The organism is Nonomuraea sp. 10N515B (genome assembly GCF_052245915.1).
GTDB lineage: Bacteria > Actinomycetota > Actinomycetes > Streptosporangiales > Streptosporangiaceae > Nonomuraea.
On record NZ_JBQQBQ010000005.1, the window covers coordinates 41,445 to 66,109 of the forward strand.

The following is a 24,665-nucleotide window of genomic DNA, read 5'->3' on the forward strand; positions in this document are numbered from 1 at the left end:
TGAATCGCCATAGGTTGACCCTGACACCGTGTCAGCCCCTAGACCTGGAGCAGTCATGTTCAGCATCGGAGACTTCGCCAGGCTGGGGCTCGTGTCGGTCCGCATGTTGCGCCACTACGACGCCATCGGCCTACTGCGCCCGGCCCACGTCGACCCGGTCACCGGCTACCGGTCGTACCAGGCCGCGCAGTTGTCCAGGCTCAACCGCATCGTCGCGATCAAGGACCTCGGCTTCACGCTGGAGCAGGTCAGGGTGATCCTCGACGAGAAGGTGAGCACGGAGGAGCTGCACGGCATGGTACGCATGCGCCGCGCCCAGCTGGAGGCCCAGATCAGCGCCGACCTGGCCAGGTTGCGCAGCGTCGAGGCGAGGCTCCACACGATCGAGACGGAGGGGCACATGCGTACGGCCGAAGTCCTGTTGAAGAAGGTGCCCTCGGTGCGAGTCGCCGAGCTCAGCGCCAGGGCGGCCAGCTACGAGGGCGAAGACATCGGCCCTGTGATCAAGCCGCTGTTCGAGGAGATCTGCCGGCGGGCAGAGGCGGCCGGCGTGTCCGTCGTGGCTCCCGGGCTGGCCTATTACGTGCCGGAGGAGGACGGCTCGGTCATGGTGCACACCTGCCTGCCGGTCTCCGCGCCGCCTGGTTCCTATGATTTCGACGTCATCGACCTGCCCGCCATCGAGCTGGCGGCCACGATCATCCATCATGGGTCGATGGAGGCGGTGGGGCCGACGTTCCAGACGCTGGCCCATTGGATCGAGGAGAACGGCTACCGCTCTCTCGGGCTGGCCAGGGAGATCTCCCTGCACTGCCCGGAGAATGAGGACGAATGGGTGACGGAGCTGCAGATCGAGGTGGTCGCGACGTCACCGGCGGCCTGATCACCGGCGGGACCACGTACCTGGACCCCGGCCTGTTCCGTTCTTCGACCTGCCGATGAGTTTCGAACCCGTACTCGGTCGATGAGTTTGGAGCCCGCACTTCGTACTAAGAGGTGAAGGAGGAAACAGAGAAACATGCCAGAGATCATCGAGCTTCCCGAGCGCCCGTACGTCGGGGTGCGCAAGACCATTACCATGACCAGTTTCAACCTCGTCGGAGACCGCATCGGCGAAATCATCGGCTGGCTGATCGAGCGCGGTGCGTATCCCGCCGGGGCGCCGTTCTTCAAGTACGACACCATCAACATGGCCGCCGACCGGCTGGTGGTAGTGGCGGGCGTGCCGGTGGACACGCCGGTGGAGGCCGAGGGCGATCTCTTCGCCGACGTCCTGCCCGCCGGCCGCTACGCCACCGTCGCCCACCACGGCCACCCGGACCAGCTCATCGACGTCACCGGCGCGTTCCGGAAATGGGCCGCAGAGCAGGGGCTGACCTGGGACATGACGTCCGACGCGGATGGGACGGAGCACTGGGGGTGCCGCCTGGAGCTCTACAACACCAATCCGGCTGAGGAGCCCGACCTGAACAAGTGGGACACCGACCTGCAGTTCCGCCTGGCTGACTGACATCCATGGGGATGCCCGGGGCCGCGCCGGTTTCCGGCATCCCCATGGACCAAAAGGTGCGCGTGGACGGTCCGGGCACACTGGTCCACCGGTCGGGCTCATCGCCAGGCGCCAAGCAGGTTCTCTGGGGTGATGTGCGTGACGCCTCCGACGCTGCATCCGCTGCGGGAGACCGCGTAGAGCGGCGTGGAGGTGTCCGCCCCGGGCATCTTGGAGCGGTGGTCGATGAGTTCGCTCAGGTCGTGATGGTCGAACGGCCGGTCCTCGAGCCATTTCACGGAGCCCACCATCGTGATCGCCTTCGCTAGGGGCTCTCGATCGGCGCCGACAACGTCGATCTCTGGAGCGTTGGTCCTGGTCCAGAAGCCGCCGATCGCGCCGGTCCGCTCGGGCAGATCGTCCATGCGGCGCAGCGACTGACGCACGAAGGACTTCAGAGCTGTGCTGTGCCATGCCGTCCACGAACGCTCGATGCGGCGCAGCGCCAGGTCACCCCGGCGTCGGTAGATCTCCGGCATGCCCGGTTCTATGCAGGACAGCCAGAAACTCAGGTCCGTGTACGTGATGCGGTAACGGCGCTGCCTGGGGGATCGGGTGGACAGGGGTACGTCCGCTGTGATCATTCGCTTCTCCATGAGAGTGCGCAGACCGCGCGTGATCGACATGCCGGACGCCTCCGAGATCGACGAATAGGTATGTGCGCCTGAACCGATGGTGTTCAAAAGTTCCCAGGCTGGAGCTGTCCGATGAAGCGTCTCAGCCATGGCGTGTTCACTGCTCACGATCAAGGCCGAAACGGGGTTGCTTACAGTGTTGTCAAGAAACTCCCGCATCGTTGCGCTTGCGGGCCATTTATTCAAGATCATAGGAAGCCCGCCCGTAATGAGATAGGCGTCGATGGCATCGGCGGGTGGTAGCTCCAGCTTGTCGGCCACATCTGCGGGAGTCAGAGGGTTGATCAGCATTTCTGATGCTCGCCCGGAAAACGGGCGACTGTCCTGGTTGATGGCCTCCATAACGGATTGATCAGAGCCGATGAGAATGAGCAGCATAGGGAGGCGGGAGAACTCGCGATCGAAAAGCCGCTGCAGCGTTCCTTCTAGATGAGGGTCCCGGGCGATCATGTAGGGCAGTTCGTCGAGGACCACGATGCTCGGAGAGCCTTGGGGTACGGCCTGGGCCACCAGTCGAAGCGCGGTGTCCCACGAGCCTGCTGTCACGTTCTCGAAGATCGAGGCGTTGGGAAGGTCGGAATCCGCCGCGTCCTCGATGAAGCGCCCGAGCTGGCAGGTGATCGGCTCTCTAGGTGCGGTGAAGAAGAGGCTGGGCACGCCGCTCCGACGGATGAACTCCTCTGTTAGACGCGTTTTCCCTACGCAGCGACGGCCTCTCATGAGGATGGCACGCCCTGGTCTGTCTTCCCCGCCTACGCATCGGAAGTCACGGTCCAGAGCGGCCAGTTCGCGTTCGCGTCCGTTGAAACCACCCATGAGGCCTCCATCGCATCATCCACGTTTGGTTGGACTCCGGTCGCGACGCTTGTCCGAGCGCTGGTCTCATTGATCAAGCCGATCAGGCGTCGCTCACGACGTCACTCCGTCCGGCCGAGACAAGGAGTGAGCATGCGGCTACTTAAGGTAATGGTCATGGAACGCTGGTGCATGCCGATATTGCTTAGCCAGGTGTCGTCCCTGGCGCATCGCTTTTCATGACGGCCCACACATTGCGGCATCCGGCTTCGGTGATGTAGGTCCCCCAGGCAGCGGCATACGCTGCCACGAGGCCCAGGCCGCGACCTGTCTCGGCGGGGAAGGCCGCTTGTTTCGGCTGTGGCAGTGGCGACCTGTTCGGTGTGCCGGGATCGATGACCTCGACGAGGAGGAGTGAGTCACCGAGGCTCATGCGCAGCGTGACCGACTCGCGCCCCGGGCCGTGCGCCGGATGGATGACGGCATTGGTGAGCAGTTCACTGGCGACCAAGAGCACATCGGGCAGCAATGGATCGTGCTTTCCGATCCACTTGATGAGGGCGTGCCGGCCTCTGGAAGGTGCCCTGGCATCGCGGTACAACGTGATTGCTGACAGGGGAGTCGCCGTCGCAGGAGGGCGGGACTCCTTTACCGGTGCGGGTTTTGCCGACGCTGGTGCGGTCTCTGTTGACACAGACATCACCGACTATCTGGGGGACTGGCCTCGAAAGTCCACAAGATCAAGGGTCTTGTGGACCGAGTCTCGGCCTGTTTCTCTCTGGATATTCCCCAGAATGAACGTCGTCGGCTACTTTATGTAGTTGACAGGTGACACACTTGATACACACATCGGCTCCACAGGTGTGCGTGTACTTGTGAACATGAGGGTGAGTGCCCATGGCCGTGAGCGAACTCGACCCAGGAGCCAGTCCTCTTGCCCTCTTTGGAGCTGAAATGAGGAGATTGAGGGAGAAGAAAGGCATAACCCAAGAGGAGATCGCGGACTACACCCATGTCAGCAAGAGCTTGGTCAGCCAGATCGAGAATGCCAAGCGCACACCGCAGTGGGACTTCACCGAGCAGGTAGAGAAGCTTCTCGACCTCAAGGGCGAACTGCTCCGCCTCCTGCCCCTGGTGATCAAGACAGGACCGACGTGGTTCCGTCAGTGGCCCAAGATCGAGGCCGTGGCTCACAACCTGCGCACTTGGCAACCGCTCGTGATTCCCGGGTTGCTTCAGACGCGCAGCTACGCGCGTGCAATCCTGCGGGGGCAGCCGGGCATCAGTGATGAACGGGTGGACGAAGCGACTGAGGCCCGACTCGCCAGGCAGGTGGTGTTCGACCGTCCCGAGCCACCGATGTACGCGGCGGTGATCGATGAGATAGTGCTCGCCCGCCCCATCGGAGGAGCGGAGGTGATGCGCGAACAGCTCGATCACCTGCTCAAGCTCCTGACCCATCCCTGCATCACGCTTCAGGTGGTCCCCATGGCCGCCGTACCCACGATCGGCTTGCTGGGCGGGTTCGTGATCGCGCAGCTCTCCCATGGGCCCGACACCGTGTATCTGGACTCCGCCGCAGACGGCGAGGTTACGGATCGCGAGGACCGCGTGCGCACGGTTAATCTCAGATTCGACGCCATCCGGGCATACGCCCGACCGGTCAATGAGACCGCAGACGTGATACGCGAGAAGATGGTGATGTATGAAAGATCATGATGAGCTGGTCGCCGAGCTCGAGACCGCAGAGTGGCGCAAGGCCTCCTTCAGCGGTGCCAACGGCGGAGACTGTATCGAGGTAGCCCCATTGAGCGGGGGCCGTGTCGGCCTCCGTGACACCGAGCGTCCCGACGTGGAGCCGTGGGTGGTGCGCGGTGGCGTGTTTCGTGCTTTCGTGGCCGGCGTCAAAAAGGGCGAATTCGACTTCTAGATCTAGGCTTGTCTCGGCAGCTCACGACCGGGGAGCGCGAGGGGACGGGAGTCCCCTCGCCGGGGGTCTGGGGGCTTGCCCCCAGAGGGCGCCGCCCGGAGCCTTGTGGCGCGTAGCGCCCTCATCGCGGAGGAGCATGCTTTTGGCCCCGGGAGCCGGTTAGAGGCCCAGGGTGGTGGAGAGGTCGGTTTTCAGGGCGTCGAGAGCGTGGGTGGCTTGGGTGCGGGCGTCCGACACCTCACCCTTCACCGGTACCACCACTTCCACGTAGCACTTCAGCTTGGGTTCCGTCCCCGAAGGGCGGACCACCGCGCGGGCGTCACCCGACAGGCGGTAGCGCAGGCCGTCCGTCGGAGGGAGGCCGCCTTCGCCCTTGTTCAGGTCGTCCACCTGCTCGACTGTGCGCCCACCGAGGACCGCCGGCGGGTTCGCGCGGAGGCGGGACATGGCGTTCGCGATCAGGGACAGGTCGGCTACGCGGAAGGACAGTTGGGACGTGGCGTGCAGGCCGTAGCGGCGGGCCTGGTCGTCCAGGAGGTCCAGGAGCGTGCGGCCCTCACGTTTGGCCGCTGCGGCGATGGCGGCCACCGTCAGGGCGGCGCCGATGCCGTCCTTGTCTCGGACCGGGAGGCCGGTGTTCGAGCCGACGCTGTAGCCGATGGCCTCCTCGTAGCCGAAGACCAGGCCGGGGCCGGCCTTGATGATCCATTTGAAGCCGGTCAGCGTTTCGCCGTAGCGGACTCCGTGCGCTTGGGCGATCTTGCTGAGGAGGGTGGAGGACACGATGGTGGTGGCCACCATGCGGTCGCCGGTGGTGTGGATGATCACGTGCTCGCCCAGCAGGCCGCCGACCTCGTCGCCGGTCAGCATGCGGCAGGAGCCGTCCGGCAGGGGTACGCCCACGGCGCAGCGGTCGGCGTCCGGGTCGTTGGCGAGGACCAGGTCGGCGCCCTGCTTGGCGGCGAGGGCGATGGCCAGGTCCATCGCGCCGGGCTCCTCCGGGTTGGGGAAGGAGACCGTGGGGAAGTCCGGGTCGGGGTCGCGTTGTTCCTCCACCGCCATGGGGCTGTCGAAGCCTGCGGCCAGGAAGGCGCCGGTCAGCGTAGCCGCGCCGACCCCGTGCAGGGGCGTGTAGGCGACTTTGAGGTCGCGGGCGTCGCCCAGCGGCAGGGACGTGACGGCCGCGATGTAGTCGTCGATGATGCCCTCGCCGAGCTCCGTCAGCGTGCCGGGGTCGTGCAGCGGCAGCTCGTCCACGCGGCCGACGGCGTCGATGGCGGCCGAGATCTCGCTGTCGATCGGCGGCACGATCTGGGAGCCGTCGCCCCAGTAGACCTTGTAGCCGTTGTCGCGGGGTGGGTTGTGGCTGGCGGTGACGGTCACGCCGGCGTCCGCCCCCAGGTGGCGTACGGCGAAGGCCAGGACCGGCGTGGGCAGGGGGCATGGCAGGAGTGAAGCGTGCAGGCCGGCGCCCGTCAGGACGGCCGCGGTGTCGCGGGCGAACACGTCGGACTTGTGTCTGGCGTCGTAGCCGATGACCACGTGCTTGCCGGGGCCGAGGACTTCCGCGAGGCCCGCGGCGGCGCGCATGACGGTGACGCGGTTCATCCGGTTGGGGCCGGCTCCCAGCTCGCCGCGCAGGCCCGCCGTGCCGAACTCGAGTTTGGCCCCGAAGCGGTCATGGAGGGCAACCATGTCCTCGCGCTCCAGCAAGGCGGCCAGCTCGGCGAGGGTGTCGGGGTCGGGGTCCTGAGCCAGCCAGGCGCAGGCCTCTTCAATGAGGCTCACAGCCGGTCCACCACCTTGGACAGCAGTACGCCCATGCGGGCGGCCGTGGCGCGGCCGACCTCCAGGACCTCCTCGTGGTTGAGCGGCTCGCCGGACAGGCCCGCGCCGGGGTTGGTGACGAGGGAGACGCCGAGCACCTCCAGGTTCGCCTCGCGGGCGGCGATGGCCTCCAGGACGGTGGACATGCCGACCATGTCCCCGCCCAGCGTGCGGAGCATGCGGATCTCGGCCGGGGTCTCGTACGTCGGCCCGCGGAAGGCCACGTAGACGCCCTCGGCGAGGGTCGGGTCGATCTCCCTCACCAGCGCGCGCAGGCGACGCGAGTAGACCTCGGTGAGGTCGATGAACGTGGTCCCGGTGATCGGGTTGGCGCCGGTCAGGTTGATGTGGTCGCTGATCAGGACGGGGTCGCCGACGCTCTGGGTCTCGGGCCGCAGGCCGCCGGCCGCGTTGGTGAGCACGAGCGTACGGACGCCGGCCGCGGCCGCCGTGCGCACGCCGTGCACCACCGCGTCCACCCCGAGCCCTTCGTAGAGGTGCGTGCGTCCGAGGAACACCAGCGCCTGCCGCCCGCTCGAGGTGCGGATGACGCGGATCTTGCCGCCGTGCCCGGCAACGGCGGGGGCCTGGAAGCCGGGCAGCTCGATGAACGGGATCTCGCACACCGTCTCGCCTATCGCGTCGGCGGCGGGCACCCACCCCGACCCCATGACGAGCGCCACGTCGAAGGTGTCGAGACCGGCGGCGCGGTGCAGTGCCGCGGCGGCCTCACTGGCCAGGGTGTATGCGTCGTTGCTCACAGCTCAGTAGTTTAGGAGCAGCCGGTCCAGCACCCGCACCCCGAACTGCAACGCCTCCACCGGCACCCGCTCGTCCACGCCGTGGAACATCGACGCGAAGTCCATGTCCGCAGGCAGCCGCAGCGGCACGAACCCGAACCCGCGCACCCCGAGGTCGGCGAAGAACGTCTTGTTGTCGGTGCCGCCGGACATGCAGTACGGGATCGCCCGCGCCGTCGGGTCCTCCGCCTTCAGCGCCCCGATCATCGACTCCACCAGCGCACCGTCGAAGGTCGTCTCCAGCGCGATGTCGTGGTGCACGAACTCCCGCCGCACGCGCGGCCCGATAAGCGAGTCGACGGTCTTGAAGAACTCCTCCTCGAACCCCGGCAGGAACCGCCCGTCCACCACGGCCGTGGCCTGGCCGGGGATCACGTTGGACTTGTAGCCGGCGCCGAGCTGGGTCGGGTTCGTGGTGTGACGCAGGGTCGCGCCCACGAAGCGCACCAGCGGCCCGATCTTGTCGAGGATCGGCTGCGGGTCCGACTCGTCGAAGGGGATGCCGAACGCGTCGGCGACCTCGGTGAGGAACTGCCGCACGGTCGGCGTGTACGTCAGCGGCCAGTCGTGCTCGCCGATCCTGGCCACCGCCTTGGCGATCTCGGTGACGGCGTTGTCGGAGTTGAGCATCGAGCCGTGCCCCGCCGTGCCGTCGGCGATCAGCTTCATCCAGGCCAGGCCCTTCTGGGCGGTCTCGATCAGGTAGAGCCGCAGCGACGGGTCCACCTCCAGCGAGTAGCCGCCGACCTCGCTGATCGACTCGGTGACGCCCTCGAACAGCTCGGGGTGGTGGGCGGTGAGGTATTTGGCGCCGTACACGCCGCCGGCCTCCTCGTCGGCCACCCACGCGAACACGATGTCGCGGCGTGGCCGGCGGCCCTCGCGCTTCAGTTGACGCAGGACCGCCAGCATCATCGCGTCCATGTCCTTCATGTCCACGGCGCCGCGGCCCCAGATGTAGCCGTCGCGGACCTCGCCGCCGAAGGGGTCCACCGACCAGTCGGCGGCGTTGGCCGGCACCACGTCCAGGTGTCCGTGGACGAGCAGCGCCGGCAGCGACGGGTCCGTGCCCTCGACACGGGTGACCACATTGCCGCGGCCCGGCTCGCTCTCGACGTACGTGGCCTCGATCCCGACCTCGGCCAGCCGGGCCAGGACGACCTCGGCGGCCGCCCGCTCGCCCGGGCCGCTGCCGTCCCCGTAGTTGCTGCTGTCGACGCGGATCAGCTCCACGCAGAGGTCGGCGACTTCCTTCTCGGCTGGTGTCATGGCGTTTTCTCCAGTGTGAGCAGTCCGGACTTGTGCAGGTGCCCGCGCTTGTAAGCGCGGGTGATGAGGGTGAGGTCGCTGTCGGTGACCTCGTCGAGGGAGCCGACGACGCCGGTCATGAAACGGTAGAGGTCCGCCTCGTGAGCGGCCACCACCTGGACGATCAGGGAATGGGTGCCCGAGGTGGCCGCGCAGTAACGCACGTTCGGATGCCCGGCCAGCCGCTGTCCGACCTCGTCCAGCCCGTACGGGCGGACCTTCAGCCACAACATGGCCTCCACCTCCAGGCCCAGCAGCGCGGGCTCCACCTCCGCGCGCGGCAGCAGCAGCCGCCGCTCGATCAGCGAGGTCACCCGGCGGCGCGCGGTCGGCAGGGAGATGTCGAGGCGTTCGGCGACCGCGGTGAAGGCGATCCTGCCGTCGGCGGCCAGCAGTTCGGCGATCTCCTGCTCCAGAGGTGACAGGCCCTCCTCGTCGGGCAGGCCCTCAGGAGGCGGCGTCGGGCGCAGCTCGGCGACCTCCTGCTCGGTGAGGAACGGAGCGTGCCACTCGGCGACGGTCCTGAACGTGTGGAGCACGACCTGGGTCTGCGTCCGCAACACCCCGTCGATCGCGCTGATCTCGGCGGACAGGATGCGGTGCAGCGCCTCGCGGGACGGCGACACCAGCTCGCAGCCCAGGTCGGCGGCGCCGGTCAGCGCGTAGACCGAGCGCGTGTCCGGCCGGTCGGCCAGCGCCTTGGCCACCTGGGCCGTGGCGCCGGGCCGCACCCGGACATCCAGGTGGACGGGGCGGCCGTGCCCGGTGCGCAGGTCGTCGTAGATCGCCGTGACCCGGACGATTCCCTCCGCGATCAGCCGCTGGAGGCGGCGGGCCACGGTGCGTTCGTGCTCGCCCACGGCCCGGCCGATCTCGCCCCACGAGGCGCGGGGGCTGACTTGCAGCGCGGCGACGAGGCGCCGGTCGAGAACGTCCACCTGCAACCATTTCTGTGTCGGGAATGTAAATCCATACCCGCGAATTTGACTGTTTCGGTCTTTCAACTGCAGAGTAAGCCATACCGCACATGTCAGCAAAGGAGCCCCCGTGGCGACCTCCCCCGTGACCCAATCCCCCCTCGGCATCCCCAAGAGCCGATCCCGCCAGCTCATGGCGGCCAGCATCGGCAACGTCGTCGAGTGGTACGACTGGTACGCCTACACGTTCCTGGCCATCTACTTCTCCAAGCAGGTCTTCCCGGAGAGCGCGGGCAACAGCCTGGTGCCGCTGCTGAGCTCATTCGCGGTCTTCGCGGTGGGTTTCTTCATGCGCCCGCTCGGCGGCCTGCTGGTCGGCGCGTTCGCCGACCGTTATGGGCGCAAGGCCGCGATGACGTTCACGATCGTGCTGATGGGCGCGGGATCGCTGCTCGTCGGCCTGACCCCCACCTACGCGGCCGTGGGTGTCCTGGCGCCGGTCATCTTGACTCTCGCCCGCCTGATCCAGGGCCTGTCGGTGGGCGGTGAGTTCGCCGCCGCCACCACGTTCTTGGTGGAGTCGGCTCCGCCCGGCCGCCGCGGCCTGTTCTCGAGCTTCCAGTACGTCAGCACCACCATCGGCCAGCTGCTGGCCTCCGGCCTGGCCGCGCTGCTGGCCACGGTGTTGGTCGAGGCCGACATGAGCTCCTACGGCTGGCGTATCCCGTTCATCGTGGGCGCCGTGCTCAGCCTTGTGGGGCTGTGGATCCGCAAGGGCGCCGACGAGACCTCGGCCGTGGCGGAGGAGATCCAGCGGGGCGAGGCCGCGCGGCCGAAGCTGTTCGACTTCCTCAAGCACCACCCGAGATCCGCCCTCACGATCGTGGGCATCACCATCGCCGGCACCGTCGCGTACTACACCTGGACCAGCTTCCTGCCCACCTACGCGCAGATCACCGTGAAGTTCGACAAGGCGGACTCGCTGCAGATCGGCACGATCTCGCTGGTCTTCTTCATGATCCTGCAGCCGCTGCTGGGCATGTTGTCGGACCGGATCGGGCGCAGGCCGATGCTGATCACGTTTGGTCTCGGGTTCCTGATCCTGCCTGTGCCGCTGCTCGGCACGCTCACCGACGCCTACGGCAGCCTGCTGTTCGTGCAGCTCGTCGGCATGGTCTTCCTCGGCTGCTTCACCTCGATCTCGGCCGCGGTGAACTCCGAGCTCTTCCCCACGCGGGTGCGGGCGGCGGGGGCCGGATTCCCGTATTCGCTGACCGTGGCGCTCTTCGGCGGCACCGCCCCGCTGATCGGCACCGCGCTGCAGGAGGCCAAGAACCCGGGGTTGTTCCCGTGGTACATGTCGGCGCTCGCGCTGATCTCCACCCTGGTCTACATCTTCGTGCTGCGCGAGACCAAGGACCAGCCGCTCAGTTAGCCGAACGAGGTGCAGGGGCGCTCCCGCAGCTCCTTGACGTAGTCGTCGGGGGCGCCCGCCCGCTCGGCCGCCTCGGCCAGGCTGCCCAGATAGCGGGCCGACGGCAGGCCGCCCTCGTAGCCGTCGAGCACGTAGAACCAGGCCACGACCTCGCCGTCGAGGGTCTGCACCCGCAGCCGCACCTTGTGATAGGCGCCGCGGACCGCGCCCTCCCACTGGTCGAGCGAGGTCTGCTCCCAGTCGGGCACGTCGTAGAGCACGACGAACACGTGCTCGTCCGGATCCTCGACGATCGTGGCGAGCGCGCCGCCCCAGGCCGGGTCGTGCCCGCCGAAGGTCAGGCGCCAGCCGGTCAGCCAGCCGACGCCCCGGATGGGGGAGTGCGGGGCGCGCATGGCCATCTGCTCAGGATCCATGTTGGAGCCATACGCGGCATAAAGCCTGAGCTCATTCGGCTTCTCCGAATCTGAGGGCCACGCCACGATCCACCCCTCTCGCTGGGTGTTGCTCGTCGTCCAGCTACCGCGACATCCTGCCATGCCGAAGAGCCGCGGCGATCCATCAGGAGGCCAGGTACGGCAGAAGGATCCGTCATCCTTCGTCGCTGAGCGGGATGGGACGCAGCCCGGTTGCAGCTCGGCCGAGCTCGTACGGGAGAATGGGACACGTGACGAGGATCGTGATCATCGGTGGCGGACCCGGCGGCTACGAGGCGGCGCTGGTGGCCGCCCAGCTAGGCGCGCAGGTCACCATGGTCGAGCAGGACGGGCCGGGCGGCGCATGCGTGCTGACCGACTGCGTGCCGTCCAAGACGCTGATCGCGACCTCCGTGCGCAAGCAGGCGCTGCTCGACGCGCCGGGGCTGGGCATCTCGTTCGACGGCGGGCCCGACGGCGAGCCGGGGACGGTCGGGGTCGACCTGCCGCTGGTCAACAAGCGGGTGAAAGAGCTGGCGCAGGCCCAGTCCGCGGACATCGCGACCCGGGTCGAGGCCGAGGGCGTCGAGATCATCAAGGCTCGTGGGCGGTTGGTGGATCCGCAGGTCGTGCGGGCGGGGAATCGCACGATCCGGGCCGACGTCGTGCTCGTGGCCACGGGCGCGACGCCGCGCGTGTTGCGCGGGGCAGAGCCCGACGGCGAACGCATCCTCAACTGGCGTCAGCTTTACGACCTGGAGGAGCTGCCTGAGCACCTGATCGTGGTGGGGTCGGGGGTGACCGGAGCGGAGTTCGCCGGCGCCTATCGCTCCCTCGGCGCCGAGGTCACGCTGGTCTCCAGCCGGGACCGGATGATGCCCAACGAGGACGCCGACGGCGCCGAGGTGCTCGAAGAGGTCTACCGGCGGCGTGGCATGAACGTCATGGGGCGCTCGCGCGCGTCCTCCGTCAAGCGCACCGCCGACGGAGTGGTGGTGACCCTGGAGGACGGGCGCACGGCCGAGGGATCCCATGCGCTGATGACGGTCGGCATGGTCCCCAACACGGCCGGGATCGGGCTCGAGGAGGCCGGGGTCCAGCTGGACCGGGGCGGGTTCATCAAGGTCGACAAGGTCTCGCGCACGTCCGCGCCGGGCGTTTACGCGGCTGGGGACTGCACCGGTGTGCTCATGCTGGCCTCCGTGGCGGCCATGCAGGGGCGGATCGCCGTCTGGCACGCGCTCGGGGAGGCCGTGCAGCCGCTGCGGCTGGCCACGGTGGCCTCCAACATCTTCACCGACCCGGAGATCGCGGCGGTGGGGGTCGCGCAGCGGGCCATCGAGGCGGGCGAGATCGAGGCGAACGTCGTCAAGCTGCCGCTCGCCACGAACGCGCGGGCCAAGATGCAGGGCTTCAACGACGGCTTCGTCAAGCTGTTCTGCCGGCCGCACACGGGGATCGTGCTGGGCGGGGTCGTGGTGGCCCCGCGGGCGTCGGAGCTGATCCTGGCGGTGTCGGTGGCCGTCCAGCAGCGGCTGACGGTCGATCAGCTGGCGCACACGTTCGCGGTCTACCCGTCGCTGTCCGGCTCGATCACCGAGGCCGCCCGCCGCCTCATGCAGCCTCAGACGGCGAGCGGCATCTAGCCGGGTCCCTCACCCTCCGACAATGCCAGGGCGGTACTCCCAGACGAATTCCAGCCACGGCGGGGCCACCCCCGTGAAGTGCGACCAACTGCCCGGTTCCGCACCGGGGTAGTCGCCTCGGACTTCAGACAGAAGCGTCAGCACGAAGCCCTCCCGGGTCAGGCTGTTGACAATCCGGCTCAGCGTCTGCGTGTACTCCCTCGGTTCGCTGATCAAGCGGCCGGGCGCCTTCCGGTCGTAGACCCAGTCCTGGTCGGGATAACTGGCCTCGGCTTCGTCCGTGTAGGGCAGCTTGAGCGTGTAGCCCTCGCCGTTCCACGAGTCGTGCGTGAGTCCGGCGAAGAACGGGTTGGCGCACATCAGGTAGTAGTGGCCGCCTCGTGCGACGACTCTCGCGACCTCGCGGAAAACGATCCGGGAGTCCGGGACGAACGTCAACGAGTACGGATGCCAGACCAGGTCGAACGAGGACTCGTCGAGGGCCGACAGATCCCGCATGTCTCCTTGGATGGTGCGGATGCCGACGCCGTAGTGCTCGGCGGCCGAGCGGTCACGCTCCAGTTGCCCGGACGAGATGTCGAGAACCGTCACGTCGGCTCCGAGCAGAGCGAAGGCCGCAGACTGCTGCCCGCCTCCTCCTGCCAGGCAGAGCACCTTCCGGCCGGCCAGGTCGCCAGGAAGGCCCAGCCTCTCCAGGCCCAGATAAGCCCGGGCCTTCTCCGTGTCGAGGTCGAGCATGGGACGGGTGAATAAGGCGTCCGCCTCCACAAGGGCTTCCCAGCGTTCCTTGTTGTAGCGGTAGACGTCATCCTGCATGGCGATCACCCTAACCGCCCTTTGAGGCGGGGGCGGCACGGTGTTGGCCGGGGCGTGGCCGGGCTGGTCGGGCTGGGCAGAACCCAAACGGCAGGCGATAGCCGTTGACGTTTGTTGGTATGGACAGCAAACTAATTCACTGAGTTGGCGCAGCCGTCCATAAGGAGCTTCCATGCCCTATCGCCCCCCATTGGTCGCGCACGAGTACTTCGTCGCGGACCCGCCCGAACTGCCGGTTCGCGCACGCGGCGAGGGTGGCCTGTCGGCGGTGGCCGCGGCCGAGCTGGTCGCGGCCGATGGCGCCGAGGTGATGCTGAAGGCGGTCACGACGGCGGAGGAGACGCTGGTCGTGCAGGTTGGTGTGGCCGGCGAGGGTGTGATCCGGGTGCGGTTGTCGGAGGACGCGGCCGCCAGGCCGAGGTCGGAAGGCGCCATCTCACTGGTGACCCCCGGCACGTACTCAGGGGCCCGTGCCGGGGTCACTCCAGGTGAGCCGATCGTGATCGATGCGGGATCCCTGAGAGCCGAGATCAGCCTCGCGCCGTGGCATCTGCGCTTCACCGACGCCTCCGGGGCCACGCTGCTGGAGCAGGACCGCGGGCACACCGACATCAGCGGACGGCTGCGTACGCTCCCGTTCGGCCGATCGAGCGCCGGCGGGGCGTCCGTGGCGTTCCACGAGAGCTTCGCCGCCGCGCCCGACGAGGCGTTCGCCGGGTTCGGGGAGTCGTTCACGCGGCTGGACAAGCGCGGCCAGCGGCCGCTCATGTGGAACTTCGACGCGTTCGGCGCCGAGTCGCAGCGGGCCTACAAGAACGTCCCCCTGTACGTGTCGAGCCGCGGCTACGGCGTGCTGGTCGACAGCGGCGCGCCCACCGAGTTCGACGTGTGCCAGTCCACCCACAGCGTCGTGCAGATCCTGGTGCCCGACGACGTCATGGACTATTACGTGATCGCGGGGCCCACCCCGTCCGACGTTCTGGACCGTTACGACCGGCTGACGTGCCGCCCGTCGCTGCCGCCGAAGTGGGCGTTCGGGACGTGGATCTCGTCCGGGTTCTGCGTCGACAGCCAGGAGCGGGTGCTGGCCAGGGCGCGCACGATCAGGGAGCGCGGCATCCCGTGCGATGTGCTGCACCTGGACACCTACTGGCAGAGCGACGGGCACTGGTCGGACCTGCAGTGGGATCCCGTCAACTTCCCGCAGCCGGAGCAGATGCTGGACGAGCTTCATGAGATGGGGTTCAAGGTCTGTCTGTGGATGAATCCCTATATTTCCCATCTCAGCCCGGCCTTCGAGGAGGCGGCTCGCGCCGGATATTTCCTGAAGAAGGACGATGGGGAGGTGTACGTCGCCGACTGCTGGCACGGTTCCTTCCCCGCCTGCGGGATCGTCGACTTCACCAATCCGGCGGCGGCCGGCTGGTTCAAGGGGCTGTTGAGAGATCTGCTGCGGCAGGGCGTGGACGCGTTCAAGACGGACTTCGCCGAGGGCGTGCCCGCGGACGCCGTCGCGTACAACGGGATGAGCGGGACGGACCTGCACAACGTCTACACGCTGCTCTTCAACGACGTGGTCGCCGACGTCACCCGCGAGGTCAACGGGCACGGGCTGGTGTGGGCGCGCTCGTCGTACCTGGGCGGGCAGCGGCACAGCGCCCAGTGGAACGGCGACACCTACACCAGCTACGCCGCCATGGGCAGCACGATCAGAGGCGGGCTCGCGCACGGCCTGTCCGGGGTGCCGTTCTGGAGCCACGACGCGGGCGGGTTCACCGGCCGGCCGTCGGACGATCTGTACGTCCGCTGGACCCAGTTCGGTGCCCTGTCGCCGCTGGTGCGGCTGCACGGCACGACCACTCGCGAGCCGTGGGAGTTCCCGGCCGTCGAGGACCTGGCCGTGCAGGCGCTGAAGCTGCGTTACCGGCTGATGCCGTACATCTATTCGGCGGCCGTCGAGGCCGCGCGCACCGGCGCGCCCATGATGCGGGCGCTCTGCGTGGACTACCCGGACGACCCCGTGGCCTGGCAGGCCGACCTGGAGTACCTGTTCGGCCGCGACCTGCTGGTCGCGCCCATGGTAGCGCCCGAAGGCGTCAGGCAGGTGTACCTGCCGCACGGCCTGTGGGTCGACTACTGGACGGGTGAGGTGCTGGAAGGCACCCGTTACGTCCAGGTCAGCAAGCCGCTCGACCAGATCCCCCTGTTCGTCCGCCATGGCGCGTTGATACCGGTCTCCGAGCAAGGAGACACGATCGACGTGCCGCAAGAGATCACCCTCGTCGCCTTCGGGGGCGGCGACAGCACCACCGAGATCCACGACGAAGACGGCGTGACGGTCGCCGTCGCCACCAGGGACGGCGATGAACTGCGTGTCGCCGTCACCGGCCCGAAGCGTGTCACCGCGGTGGAGATCGCCCCGGTGGCCGGAGCTCCCGCGCGGGCCGTCCTTTCGTAACACCCCCCTGGAGGGATCATGCGCAAACTCAGAGGCGCGGCGGCGCTGGCCGCTGCGGTCCTGGTCCTGACGGCCTGCGGCTCCGGCGGCACCGAGAGTCCCCCGACGGCGCAGGGCACCGAGCCCCGCGTGCTGAAGCTCTGGCACTACGAGTCGAAAGACAGCGCCATGGCCAAGGCGTGGGCGGAGGCCATCAAGAAGTTCGAGGCGTCGCACCCGAACGTGACCGTCAAGTTCGAGGAGAAGGGCTTCGAGCAGATCCAGAAGACGGCGAGCATGGTGCTCAACTCCGATGAGGCGCCCGACATCATGGAGTACAACAAGGGCAACGCCACCGCCGGCCTGCTGTCCAAGCAGGGCCTGCTCACCGACCTGACCGAGGAGGCCACCAAGCGCGGCTGGGACAAGCTGCTGCCCGGCGGCCTGCAGACCACCGCCAAATACGACGACCGCGGCGTCATGGGCGCCGGCAACTGGTTCGGCGTGCCGAACTATGGCGAGTTCGTGATGGTCTATTACAACAAGGACCTGTTCGACAAGCACAAGGTCAAGGTCCCCACCACGTTCGAGGAGTTCACCGCCGGGCTGGACACGTTCGTCAAGGCCGGCGTGACGCCCATCTCGAACGCCGGCGCCGAATACCCGGCGCAGCAGATCCTCTACCAGCTCGCGCTCACCAAGGCGCAGAAGCCGTGGCTCGATGCGTTCCAGTCCTACAAGGGCAAGGTCGACTTCCACGGTCCCGAGTTCACCTACGGCGCGGACACGTTCGCCGACTGGGTGAAGAAGGGTTACATCGCCAAGAACTCGGCCGGGCTCAAGGCCGAGGACATGGGCGTGGCGTTCATGAACGGCAAGTTCCCCATCATGATCAGCGGCAGTTGGTGGTACGGCCGCGTGGCCTCCACGATCAAGGATTTCGAGTGGGGTCACTTCCTGTTCCCCGGCGCCACCATGTCGCCGGGTTCGAGCGGAAACCTGTGGGTGGTCCCCGAGAAGTCGAAGAACAAGGACCTGGCCTACGACTTCATCGACATCACGATGAGCAAGGAGATCCAGAACCTGCTGGGTAACTCGGGCGGCGTCCCCGTGGCCGCCGACCCGGCCGCGATCACCGACGCCAAGAGCAAGGAGCTCATCGAGTCCTTCAACAAGCTGACGACCGCCGACGGCCTGGCCTTCTACCCCGACTGGCCGGCGCCCGGCTACTACGACGTGCTGGTGGCCGGGGTCCAGGAGCTCATCAACGGCAGCAAGGCCCCCTCCGCGGTGCTGGACGAGATCGCCAAGCCGTACGAGGACAACCTCGCCGACATTGGTAACTAGATGAGAGTACGTACGAGGGGGTACTGGCTCTACCTCGCCCCCAGCCTGCTGCTCTTCCTGGGCGTGATCGTCGTCCCGTTCCTCATGAACGTGGGCGCGAGCTTCACCCGCTGGTCCGGGGTGGGGACGCCCAGGTGGATCGGGTTCGACAACTACACCAGGCTGCTGCAGGACGAGCGGTTCTGGCAGTCGTTCCAGCACAACGTGGCGCTGATCGTGGCCATGGCCATCGTGCCGACCGCGATCGGCCTCGTGCTGGCGGCCGCGTTGTTCGACTACATCGGCAAGCGGTTCGGGGCGCGTACGGCCTCGTCGCTGCGTGCGATGTACTACCTGCCGCAGGTCCTGCCGGTGGCGGTGGCCGGCGTGGTGTGGGGCTGGATGCTGCACCCGTCGTACGGTGCGGTCAACCAGATCTTCGGGCTGGAGCTCGATTGGCTCGGCGATCCCGACCTGGCCCTCGCCACGGTCATGGCGGTCATGGTCTGGTTCCAGCTCGGCTACCCGGTCGTGATCTTCATGGCCGGGCTGCAGCGGGTGGACCCGGCCTACTACGAGGCGGCCGAGATCGACGGGGCCTCGTGGTGGCGCAAGTTCTGGCACATCACGATCCCGCAGATCCGGCCGGAGATCTTCGTGGTGCTGCTGACGTGCACGATCGCCGCGCTGAAGGTGTTCGGGCCGATCTTCGTGCTGACGCGGGGCGGGCCGGGGAACGCCACCATGGTCCCCTCGTACTTCTCGTACCTGAATTTCTTCCAGAAGAGCAACGTCGGGTACGGCTCCGCGATCGCCACGGTGCTGGCGTTGATCATCATCGTGGTGACGTTCCTGTTCCTGCGAGTCCAGGAGCGTGAGCAATGAGGGGCCCAGGACGGTGGGCGGTGCTGTTCGCGCTGGTCGTGCTGGCGGTCGTGATGGTGTTCCCGTTCGCGATCGTGGCGATGAACGCGGTCAAGTCGCCGGCCGAGTACAGCACACAAGGGCCGCTCAGCCTGCCTGACGGGCTCTATCTCCAGGGCATCATCGACTTCTGGAACCGGGTCGACTTCGGCACGAAGCTCTGGAACAGCTTCATCATCAGCGCCTCCGTGGCGGTGCTGGCCGTCGTGCTGTCGGTGCTCAACGCGTACGCGCTGGGCATCGGCAGGGTGAAGGGCCGGTTGTCCATCCTCGTACTGTTCCTGGTGGCCAACACGCTGCCGCAGGAGGCGCTGGCCTACCCGCTCTACTACCTGTCCAAGGCGGTCGGGCTCTACGACACGCAATTGGCCGTGATCATCGTCATGACCGTGATCCAGGCGGCGTTCGGCACGTACCTGCTGAGCGCGGTCCTGGGGCAGTTCCCGAAGGAGATCCTCGAGGCCGCGGCGATCGACGGCGCGGGGCGGCTGCGATCGCTGCTGCGGATCGTGGTGCCGATCAGCAGGCCCACCATCAACGTCCTGCTGATCTTCTTCTTCATCTGGACCTGGAACGAGTTCTTCCTCCCGCTGATCTTCCTGATCTCGAACGACACCCAGACAGTGCCCGTCGCGCTCGCCGTCCTACAGGGCGAGAAGTTCATGGACGCCACCATGTCCAGCGCTTCGGCCCTGCTCGGCGTCGTGCCGGCGATCGCCTTCTTCCTGATCTTCCAGCGCACGCTGACCCGAGGTGTGACGGTCGGCGCCATCAAATGATGGAGACCCTTTATGCGTTCAAGAATCCCGTTGTTAGCGACCCTCACCCTGGCGGCCTCGTTGCTCGCCGTGCCGCCCGCCCAGGCGGTGGACTACCCCTTCCAGAACCCGAGCCTGCCGCTGGAGCAGCGGGTGAACGACCTGCTCGGCCGGCTCACGCTGGATGAGAAGCTGAGCCTGCTGCACCAGTCGCAGGCGGCGATCCCCCGGCTGGGCATCGCCTACCACAAGAACGGCACCGAGGCGCTGCACGGCGTCGCCTGGTCGAACCACCTCAACGACGGCTGGCGGCAGAAGTTCGCCAACGGCACGGTGTTCCCGCAGGCTGTGGGCCTGGCCAGCACCTGGGACCCGAAGCTGATGAAAAAGGTCGGCTCCGCGGTCGGCGACGAGGTGCGCGGCTTCAACGACGTCGACCCCATCCTGTGGGGTCTCCAGGTATGGGCGCCCGTGGTGGACCCGCTGCGTGACCCGCGGGCGGGCCGCAACGAGGAAGGATATTCGGAGGACCCGCTCCTGACCGGAGCCATGGCGACGGCCTACGGCAAGGGCCTGCAGGGCGACGATCCCTTCTACCTGAAGGCCGCGCCCGTGCTGAAGCACTACATGGGCTACAACAACGAGGCCAACCGCAGCCTCACCTCCTCCAACCTGACGCCGAAGCTCAAGCGCGAGTACTACGAGCAGGGCTTCAAGGCGCCGATCTCGGCGGACGCCGCCACCGGCGTCATGGCCTCGTACAACCTGGTCAACGGGCGGCCCGCGCACGTCAACCCCGACCTGAACACCGTGGTCAGGTCGTGGACGGACAAGACGCTCTACAACGTCAGCGACGCGTGGGGCCCGCATGCGCTCACCGACCTGCAGAGGTACTTCGACAACAAGCCCGAGGCGTTCGCGGGCGTGCTGAAGAGCGGGCAGGACAGCTTCACCATCGACGACAGCAACAGCGGGCCGCTGGTCACGAACCTCAAGGCCGCCCTCGACCAGGGCCGGATCGCCGAGGCCGACGTGGACAACGCGGTGCGCCACGTCCTGTCGATCCGGACCCGGCTGGGGCACTTCGACCCGGACGGCGGGCCGTACAAGAAGATCACCAAGGACGTGATCAACAGCCAGGAGCACCAGAAGCTCAACCGCGAGACCGCGGCCAAGGCCGCGGTGCTGCTCAAGAACTCCGGCGTGCTGCCGCTGGCCAAGCCCAAGTCCGCGGCCGTGGTCGGCCCGCTGTCGGCCAGGCTCTACCGCGACTGGTACTCCGGTCAGATGCCCTATCAGGTGACCCCGCTCGACGGGATCAAGGAGCGGGTGAGCGACGTCAGCACCGGCGAGGGCCTGGAGCGGATCGCGCTCAAGCACCTGGCCACCGGCAAGTACATCACCGCCACCGGCACGGGCGCCGACGACAACGCGGCGCTCATCGACACCGCGCCCACGGCGGCCTCCCAGTGGGACCTGACCGACTGGACCAGCGGCGTGTCCACGCTGCGCAACGCGGGCAACGGCAAACTGCTCGGCGGCGACTGGCGCTCGCTCGACACCGACGACGCCGAGCCCGACGGCTGGTTCGTGCAGCAGCAGTTCGCGATGGAGCGCCAGCCCGACGGCAGCTACCTGATCAGGTACGCCGGCTACGAGAACGTCGAGGGCTGGTACGGCCTGCCCGACCCGTACGTGACGGTGACCGCCGACGGCGCGCTCGCCCTCGCCCCGAAGGCCGAGGCGGCGAAGTTCGGCAAGGAGGTCGTCGCCGACGGCATCGCCGAGGCCGCCGCGCAGGCCGCCAAGGCCGAGGTCGCGGTCGTGGTGGTGGGCAGCCACCCGTTCGTGGCCGGGCGCGAGTTCCACGACCGCGACAACCTGCAGCTCGGCGACGGGCAGAAGCGGCTCATCGAGGCCGTGCGCAAGGCCAACCCGAAGACCGTCGTGGTCCTGGAGACCAGCTACCCGGTGATCGTGGATGCGCCGACCCTGCTGTGGACCACGCACGCGGGCGCCGAGACCGGCCGCGCGGTCGCGGACGTGATCTTCGGCGACGTCAACCCGGCCGGCCGGCTCACCCAGACCTGGCCCGCGTCGGACAACCTGCCGGACAAGCTGGACTACGACCTGACCAAGACCGGCATGACCTACCTGTACGGGAAGAGCAAGCCGCTCTACTCCTTCGGCCACGGGCTGAGCTACACCACGTTCGGCTACCAGGGCCTGGAGGTCCGGGGTGACAAGGTGAGCGTGAAGGTCACCAACACCGGCAAGGTCAAGGGCGACGAGGTCGTCCAGCTCTACACCCACCAGCGCGAGTCCCGCTTCAAGCAGCCGGTCAAGCAGCTGCGCGGCTTCGAGCGGATCACGCTGAACCCGGGCGAGACCCGTACCGTCTCCTTCACCCTGAAGAAGCAGGACCTGGCCGTCTGGGACCACACCAGGAACAAGTGGGTCGTCGAGAACGCCACCCACGACGTCCTCGTCGGCTCCGCCTCCGACCGGATCCGCCAGACGACCACCCTGCGCGTGTCCGGCGAGCGCGTCCCGGTCCGCGACCTGGCCAAGACGACCAGGGCGATGGACTTCGACGACTACTCGGGGATCTTCTTCGCCGACGAGACCAAGGTGAGCGGCGAGGTCGTCGAGGGCTCGGCGGGTGACTGGATCTCCTTCACCGGCGCTTCCTGGGGCACCCGCCTCACGGCCTCGGTGGCCTCGGTGAGCGGCGGCTCGGTCGAGGTGCGCAGCGGCTCGCCGACAGGCACGCTGCTGGGCACCCTCCAGGCGCCCGCCACCGGCGGGATCTACCAGTACGGCACGGCGAGCGCGACCGTGAAGGCGGGCACCGGGAGCCTCTACCTGGTGTTCAAGGGCGACCTGCGGATCAAGGACTTCGCTCTCGCCCGATGACGTTTCGTGGCGGCCATGAGCATGGTCGTGGCCGCCACGAAACCCCTTGCTTCTCTTGGATAGTGGTGTTATCTATTGTCTCAGATAGTTCCGCTATCCAAGGGGGGTTCGTGATGACTGTCGTCGTGCTGCTGGTTGCCACCCTGGTGTTCCGGCTGCTGGGGGTGCTGGGCGTGGGCCGCTTCACCACCTGGCGGATCAGCGCCGCCCACGGTCTTGCCGTCATGCTGTTCATGACGGCAAGCGCCCACTTCGTCCCGGCTGGTGTGACCTTCATGCCCAACCATGCCGACGTGGTCGCCATGATGCCACCGGTCGTGCCGTTCCCGGCTTTCATGGTCTACCTGGCCGGCGTGCTGGAGCTGGCCGGGGCCGTGGGCCTCGTGCTCGAAGGGACCCGCAAGGCCGCCGGGATCTGCCTGGCGCTGCTATTCGTCGCCATGTTGCCGGCGAACGTCTACGCCGCGGTGGCGGATGTGCCGTTCGCCGGTGAGGCGGCGTCGCCGCTGTGGCAGCGCGTCCCGGAGCAGGTGCTCTACATCGGGATCGCGTTGTGGGCCGCCCGGACGCGTACCCAGTCGACCGTGAACTCCTTCGGGTAGGAGCCGCCCGGCTGGAACTCGTAGATGTTGAGCATGAGCTGCATCGGATACGCCGGCGACTGGTTCACCGTCCTTACGTGGCGCCCGTCCACGGAGAAGGAGACGTGGCCGGGCGTCCAGTCGGCGGCGTACACGTGGAACTCGCGGGCGTCGATGGGCAGCGTCTCCACCGTGAAGTCGTCGGTGATCGCCGGATCGCCGAAGGGGTGCACGCCCATGCCGATCCGCGCACCGTTCGGCGTGACGTCGCGGCCGAAGATCTCCGCGACGCAGATCTCGGCGGAGCGCTCGGGCACGTCCTCGAAGCCGATCAACCAGAGTGCCACCATGCAGTTCGGGTCGTCGATCGCCTTCGCACGCATCTCGATCCGGCCGTACTTGGGGGTGTAGAGCCTGACCTCGGGGTGTTCCTCGCGGACCACCGCGCCGCGGCCGTGCTGTCCGACCCTGCTGCCGACGGGACCTGAGAAGAGACCTGTCTGGAGAGAGGACACCCGTAGGTCGCCCTCCCGTTCGGGGGACCACGGCGGCTGGTCCTCCTCGATCAGCAGGGTCAGATGGCCGTCCCCGAGCCGGTAGCGGGCCGCCGCGGCGGCGCGGGTGGTCCACTGCGGCAGGTAGTAGGGGATCCACTTCGTCTCGTCGAGGCGGTCCCCCTCGAAGGTGTCCTCGAAGTCGCTCACCGAACCGTCCACCCTCCGTCCACGACCAGCGTGTGCCCCGTCACGAGGGACGCGGCGGGGGAGACCAGGTAGAGCACGGCCCCGGCCACGTCCATGGGCTCGCCGATGCGGTGCAGCGCCGCGATCCGCTCGATCACGTCCGCCTCGAACGCCGGGTCGGACAGCGCCTCGGCGGTGCCCGGCGTACGGATGAACGTCGGCGCGACGTTGTTGACCGTGATCCCGTGCGGCCCCCACTCGACCGCGAGACAGCGCGTGAGGTGGGCGATCGCCGCCTTCGTCATGCAATAGATGGATTCGCCGGGCAGGGCGACCTCGCCGGCCTGGGAACCGACGTTGACGATCCTGCCGTGCCGCTGCCGGATCATGACCCGGCCCGCCGCCTGGGTGGCCAGGAAGGTGCCCTTGAGGTTGACCGCGAGCGTGCGGTCGAAGTCCTCCTCGGTGACGTCCTCCGCCGGGTTGCCGGGGGCGATGCCGGCGTTGTTGACCAGGATGTCGATCCTGCCGAACCGGTCCACGACGTCCTGCACCGCCTGGGCGATCTGCTCCGGGGTGGTCATGTCCATCTGGAGAGGCAGCGTGTCGCGCCCCATGCCGCTGATCTCGCCGGCCAGCCCGCCGTCGTCGCCGGCGTCCCGCAGACCGATGGCGACGTCTGCCCCGGCATGGGCCAGCGCCAACGAGATGGCCCGCCCGAGGCCCCGTGCCGCACCTGTGACCAGGGCGACCTTTCCGTCGACCCGAAACTCGGGAAACACTTGCCTTCACCCCTTAATTCGTTGTCTATCCAAACTATTGACCTCTGCCTCACCCGTGTGTGAGCCTTTTTGATGAGCTCATGCGCGAAGGCGCGGTGACGGTCAGGGTCCTGCAATCTGATCGTGCATGGCGGTCATCTGACGCCTTTGGAGCGCCTGTTGGCGTGCCTGGAAAGGGAGAGCC

22 protein-coding genes are annotated in these 24,665 nt (G+C 67.6%); 12 read left to right on the top strand and 10 right to left on the bottom strand.

Going from position 1 to position 24,665, the window contains the following annotated elements; translation table 11 throughout:
- Nucleotides 1-55 precede the first annotated feature (55 nt).
- Entirely contained in the window at nt 56-883 is an 828-nt protein-coding gene (locus ACTWQA_RS08645; RefSeq protein ID WP_443158749.1) for a MerR family transcriptional regulator, read from the top strand.
- Between the two features lie 135 nt (nt 884-1,018).
- Nucleotides 1,019-1,510 carry a GyrI-like domain-containing protein gene (locus ACTWQA_RS08650; RefSeq protein ID WP_443158750.1) on the top strand — a complete coding sequence of 164 codons (492 nt, stop codon included), beginning with the start codon at nt 1,019-1,021 and terminating at the stop codon, nt 1,508-1,510.
- Between the two features lie 98 nt (nt 1,511-1,608).
- Here the strand turns inward: ACTWQA_RS08650 and ACTWQA_RS08655 are convergent, their stop codons facing one another.
- The gene (locus ACTWQA_RS08655) at nt 1,609-3,000 is read right to left on the bottom strand and encodes an ATP-binding protein (RefSeq protein ID WP_443158751.1); all 1,392 of its coding nucleotides are present in this window, start codon (nt 2,998-3,000) and stop codon (nt 1,609-1,611) included.
- A 184-nt stretch (nt 3,001-3,184) separates the two neighbouring features.
- Nucleotides 3,185-3,679 carry an ATP-binding protein gene (locus ACTWQA_RS08660; protein ID WP_443158752.1) on the bottom strand — a complete coding sequence of 165 codons (495 nt, stop codon included), beginning with the start codon at nt 3,677-3,679 and terminating at the stop codon, nt 3,185-3,187.
- A gap of 197 nt (nt 3,680-3,876) precedes the next feature.
- Between ACTWQA_RS08660 and ACTWQA_RS08665 the strand changes: the two genes are divergently transcribed.
- Nucleotides 3,877-4,698, top strand: coding sequence for a helix-turn-helix domain-containing protein (locus ACTWQA_RS08665; protein WP_443158753.1), 822 nt, complete (start codon nt 3,877-3,879; stop codon nt 4,696-4,698).
- Nucleotides 4,685-4,909 (top strand): DUF397 domain-containing protein, encoded by a 225-nt coding sequence (locus ACTWQA_RS08670; RefSeq protein WP_443158754.1) that lies wholly within the window; start codon nt 4,685-4,687, stop codon nt 4,907-4,909. Before ACTWQA_RS08665 ends, ACTWQA_RS08670 begins: the two co-directional genes overlap by 14 nt.
- Before the next feature lie 159 nt (nt 4,910-5,068).
- On the opposite strand, the gene ACTWQA_RS08675 is transcribed toward ACTWQA_RS08670, so the two are convergent.
- From ACTWQA_RS08675 to ACTWQA_RS08690, 4 genes are read right to left on the bottom strand one after another with little or no spacing between them, the layout of a single operon-like run.
- Nucleotides 5,069-6,697: a phospho-sugar mutase gene (locus tag ACTWQA_RS08675; RefSeq protein ID WP_443158755.1), complete on the bottom strand. Its 1,629-nt coding sequence runs from the start codon at nt 6,695-6,697 to the stop codon at nt 5,069-5,071.
- Nucleotides 6,694-7,497, bottom strand: a complete 804-nt coding sequence (locus ACTWQA_RS08680) for a purine-nucleoside phosphorylase (protein WP_443158756.1) — start codon at nt 7,495-7,497, stop codon at nt 6,694-6,696. The genes ACTWQA_RS08675 and ACTWQA_RS08680 overlap by 4 nt, the downstream gene beginning before the upstream one ends.
- A gap of 3 nt (nt 7,498-7,500) precedes the next feature.
- Complete coding sequence (locus ACTWQA_RS08685; protein WP_443158757.1) at nt 7,501-8,805, bottom strand: M20/M25/M40 family metallo-hydrolase; 1,305 nt, start codon at nt 8,803-8,805, stop codon at nt 7,501-7,503.
- Nucleotides 8,802-9,782: an Lrp/AsnC family transcriptional regulator gene (locus tag ACTWQA_RS08690; RefSeq protein ID WP_443158758.1), complete on the bottom strand. Its 981-nt coding sequence runs from the start codon at nt 9,780-9,782 to the stop codon at nt 8,802-8,804. Before ACTWQA_RS08690 ends, ACTWQA_RS08685 begins: the two co-directional genes overlap by 4 nt.
- Nucleotides 9,783-9,891: 109 nt before the next feature.
- Between ACTWQA_RS08690 and ACTWQA_RS08695 the strand changes: the two genes are divergently transcribed.
- Entirely contained in the window at nt 9,892-11,196 is a 1,305-nt protein-coding gene (locus ACTWQA_RS08695) for an MFS transporter (RefSeq protein WP_443158759.1), read from the top strand.
- On the opposite strand, the gene ACTWQA_RS08700 is transcribed toward ACTWQA_RS08695, so the two are convergent.
- Nucleotides 11,193-11,678 (bottom strand): gamma-glutamylcyclotransferase, encoded by a 486-nt coding sequence (locus ACTWQA_RS08700; RefSeq protein ID WP_443158760.1) that lies wholly within the window; start codon nt 11,676-11,678, stop codon nt 11,193-11,195. The two genes, ACTWQA_RS08695 and ACTWQA_RS08700, sit on opposite strands and share 4 nt — an antisense overlap.
- Before the next feature lie 185 nt (nt 11,679-11,863).
- Here ACTWQA_RS08700 and ACTWQA_RS08705 point away from each other — a divergent pair, with 185 nt between their 5' ends.
- Entirely contained in the window at nt 11,864-13,258 is a 1,395-nt protein-coding gene (locus tag ACTWQA_RS08705) for an NAD(P)H-quinone dehydrogenase (protein WP_443158761.1), read from the top strand.
- A gap of 9 nt (nt 13,259-13,267) precedes the next feature.
- On the opposite strand, the gene ACTWQA_RS08710 is transcribed toward ACTWQA_RS08705, so the two are convergent.
- On the bottom strand, nt 13,268-14,074 hold the full coding sequence (locus tag ACTWQA_RS08710) for a class I SAM-dependent methyltransferase (protein WP_443158762.1): 807 nt from the start codon (nt 14,072-14,074) through the stop codon (nt 13,268-13,270).
- 172 nt (nt 14,075-14,246) lie between these two features.
- Here ACTWQA_RS08710 and ACTWQA_RS08715 point away from each other — a divergent pair, with 172 nt between their 5' ends.
- From ACTWQA_RS08715 to ACTWQA_RS08740, 6 genes are all read left to right on the top strand, one after another.
- Nucleotides 14,247-16,532 (top strand): TIM-barrel domain-containing protein, encoded by a 2,286-nt coding sequence (locus ACTWQA_RS08715; protein WP_443158763.1) that lies wholly within the window; start codon nt 14,247-14,249, stop codon nt 16,530-16,532.
- Between the two features lie 18 nt (nt 16,533-16,550).
- On the top strand, nt 16,551-17,858 hold the full coding sequence (locus tag ACTWQA_RS08720) for an ABC transporter substrate-binding protein (RefSeq protein ID WP_443158764.1): 1,308 nt from the start codon (nt 16,551-16,553) through the stop codon (nt 17,856-17,858).
- The gene (locus ACTWQA_RS08725) at nt 17,859-18,722 is read left to right on the top strand and encodes a carbohydrate ABC transporter permease (protein WP_443158765.1); all 864 of its coding nucleotides are present in this window, start codon (nt 17,859-17,861) and stop codon (nt 18,720-18,722) included.
- Nucleotides 18,719-19,540 (top strand): carbohydrate ABC transporter permease, encoded by an 822-nt coding sequence (locus tag ACTWQA_RS08730; protein ID WP_305920202.1) that lies wholly within the window; start codon nt 18,719-18,721, stop codon nt 19,538-19,540. The genes ACTWQA_RS08725 and ACTWQA_RS08730 overlap by 4 nt, the downstream gene beginning before the upstream one ends.
- 12 nt (nt 19,541-19,552) lie before the next feature.
- Entirely contained in the window at nt 19,553-22,435 is a 2,883-nt protein-coding gene (locus tag ACTWQA_RS08735; RefSeq protein WP_443158766.1) for a glycoside hydrolase family 3 C-terminal domain-containing protein, read from the top strand.
- 113 nt (nt 22,436-22,548) lie between these two features.
- Nucleotides 22,549-23,037 (top strand): DoxX family protein, encoded by a 489-nt coding sequence (locus ACTWQA_RS08740; RefSeq protein WP_443158767.1) that lies wholly within the window; start codon nt 22,549-22,551, stop codon nt 23,035-23,037.
- On the opposite strand, the gene ACTWQA_RS08745 is transcribed toward ACTWQA_RS08740, so the two are convergent.
- Nucleotides 22,971-23,720: a glycoside hydrolase family 16 protein gene (locus ACTWQA_RS08745; protein ID WP_443158768.1), complete on the bottom strand. Its 750-nt coding sequence runs from the start codon at nt 23,718-23,720 to the stop codon at nt 22,971-22,973. The two genes, ACTWQA_RS08740 and ACTWQA_RS08745, sit on opposite strands and share 67 nt — an antisense overlap.
- Nucleotides 23,717-24,481, bottom strand: a complete 765-nt coding sequence (locus ACTWQA_RS08750) for an SDR family NAD(P)-dependent oxidoreductase (protein ID WP_443158769.1) — start codon at nt 24,479-24,481, stop codon at nt 23,717-23,719. Before ACTWQA_RS08750 ends, ACTWQA_RS08745 begins: the two co-directional genes overlap by 4 nt.
- Nucleotides 24,482-24,665: the final 184 nt, after the last annotated feature.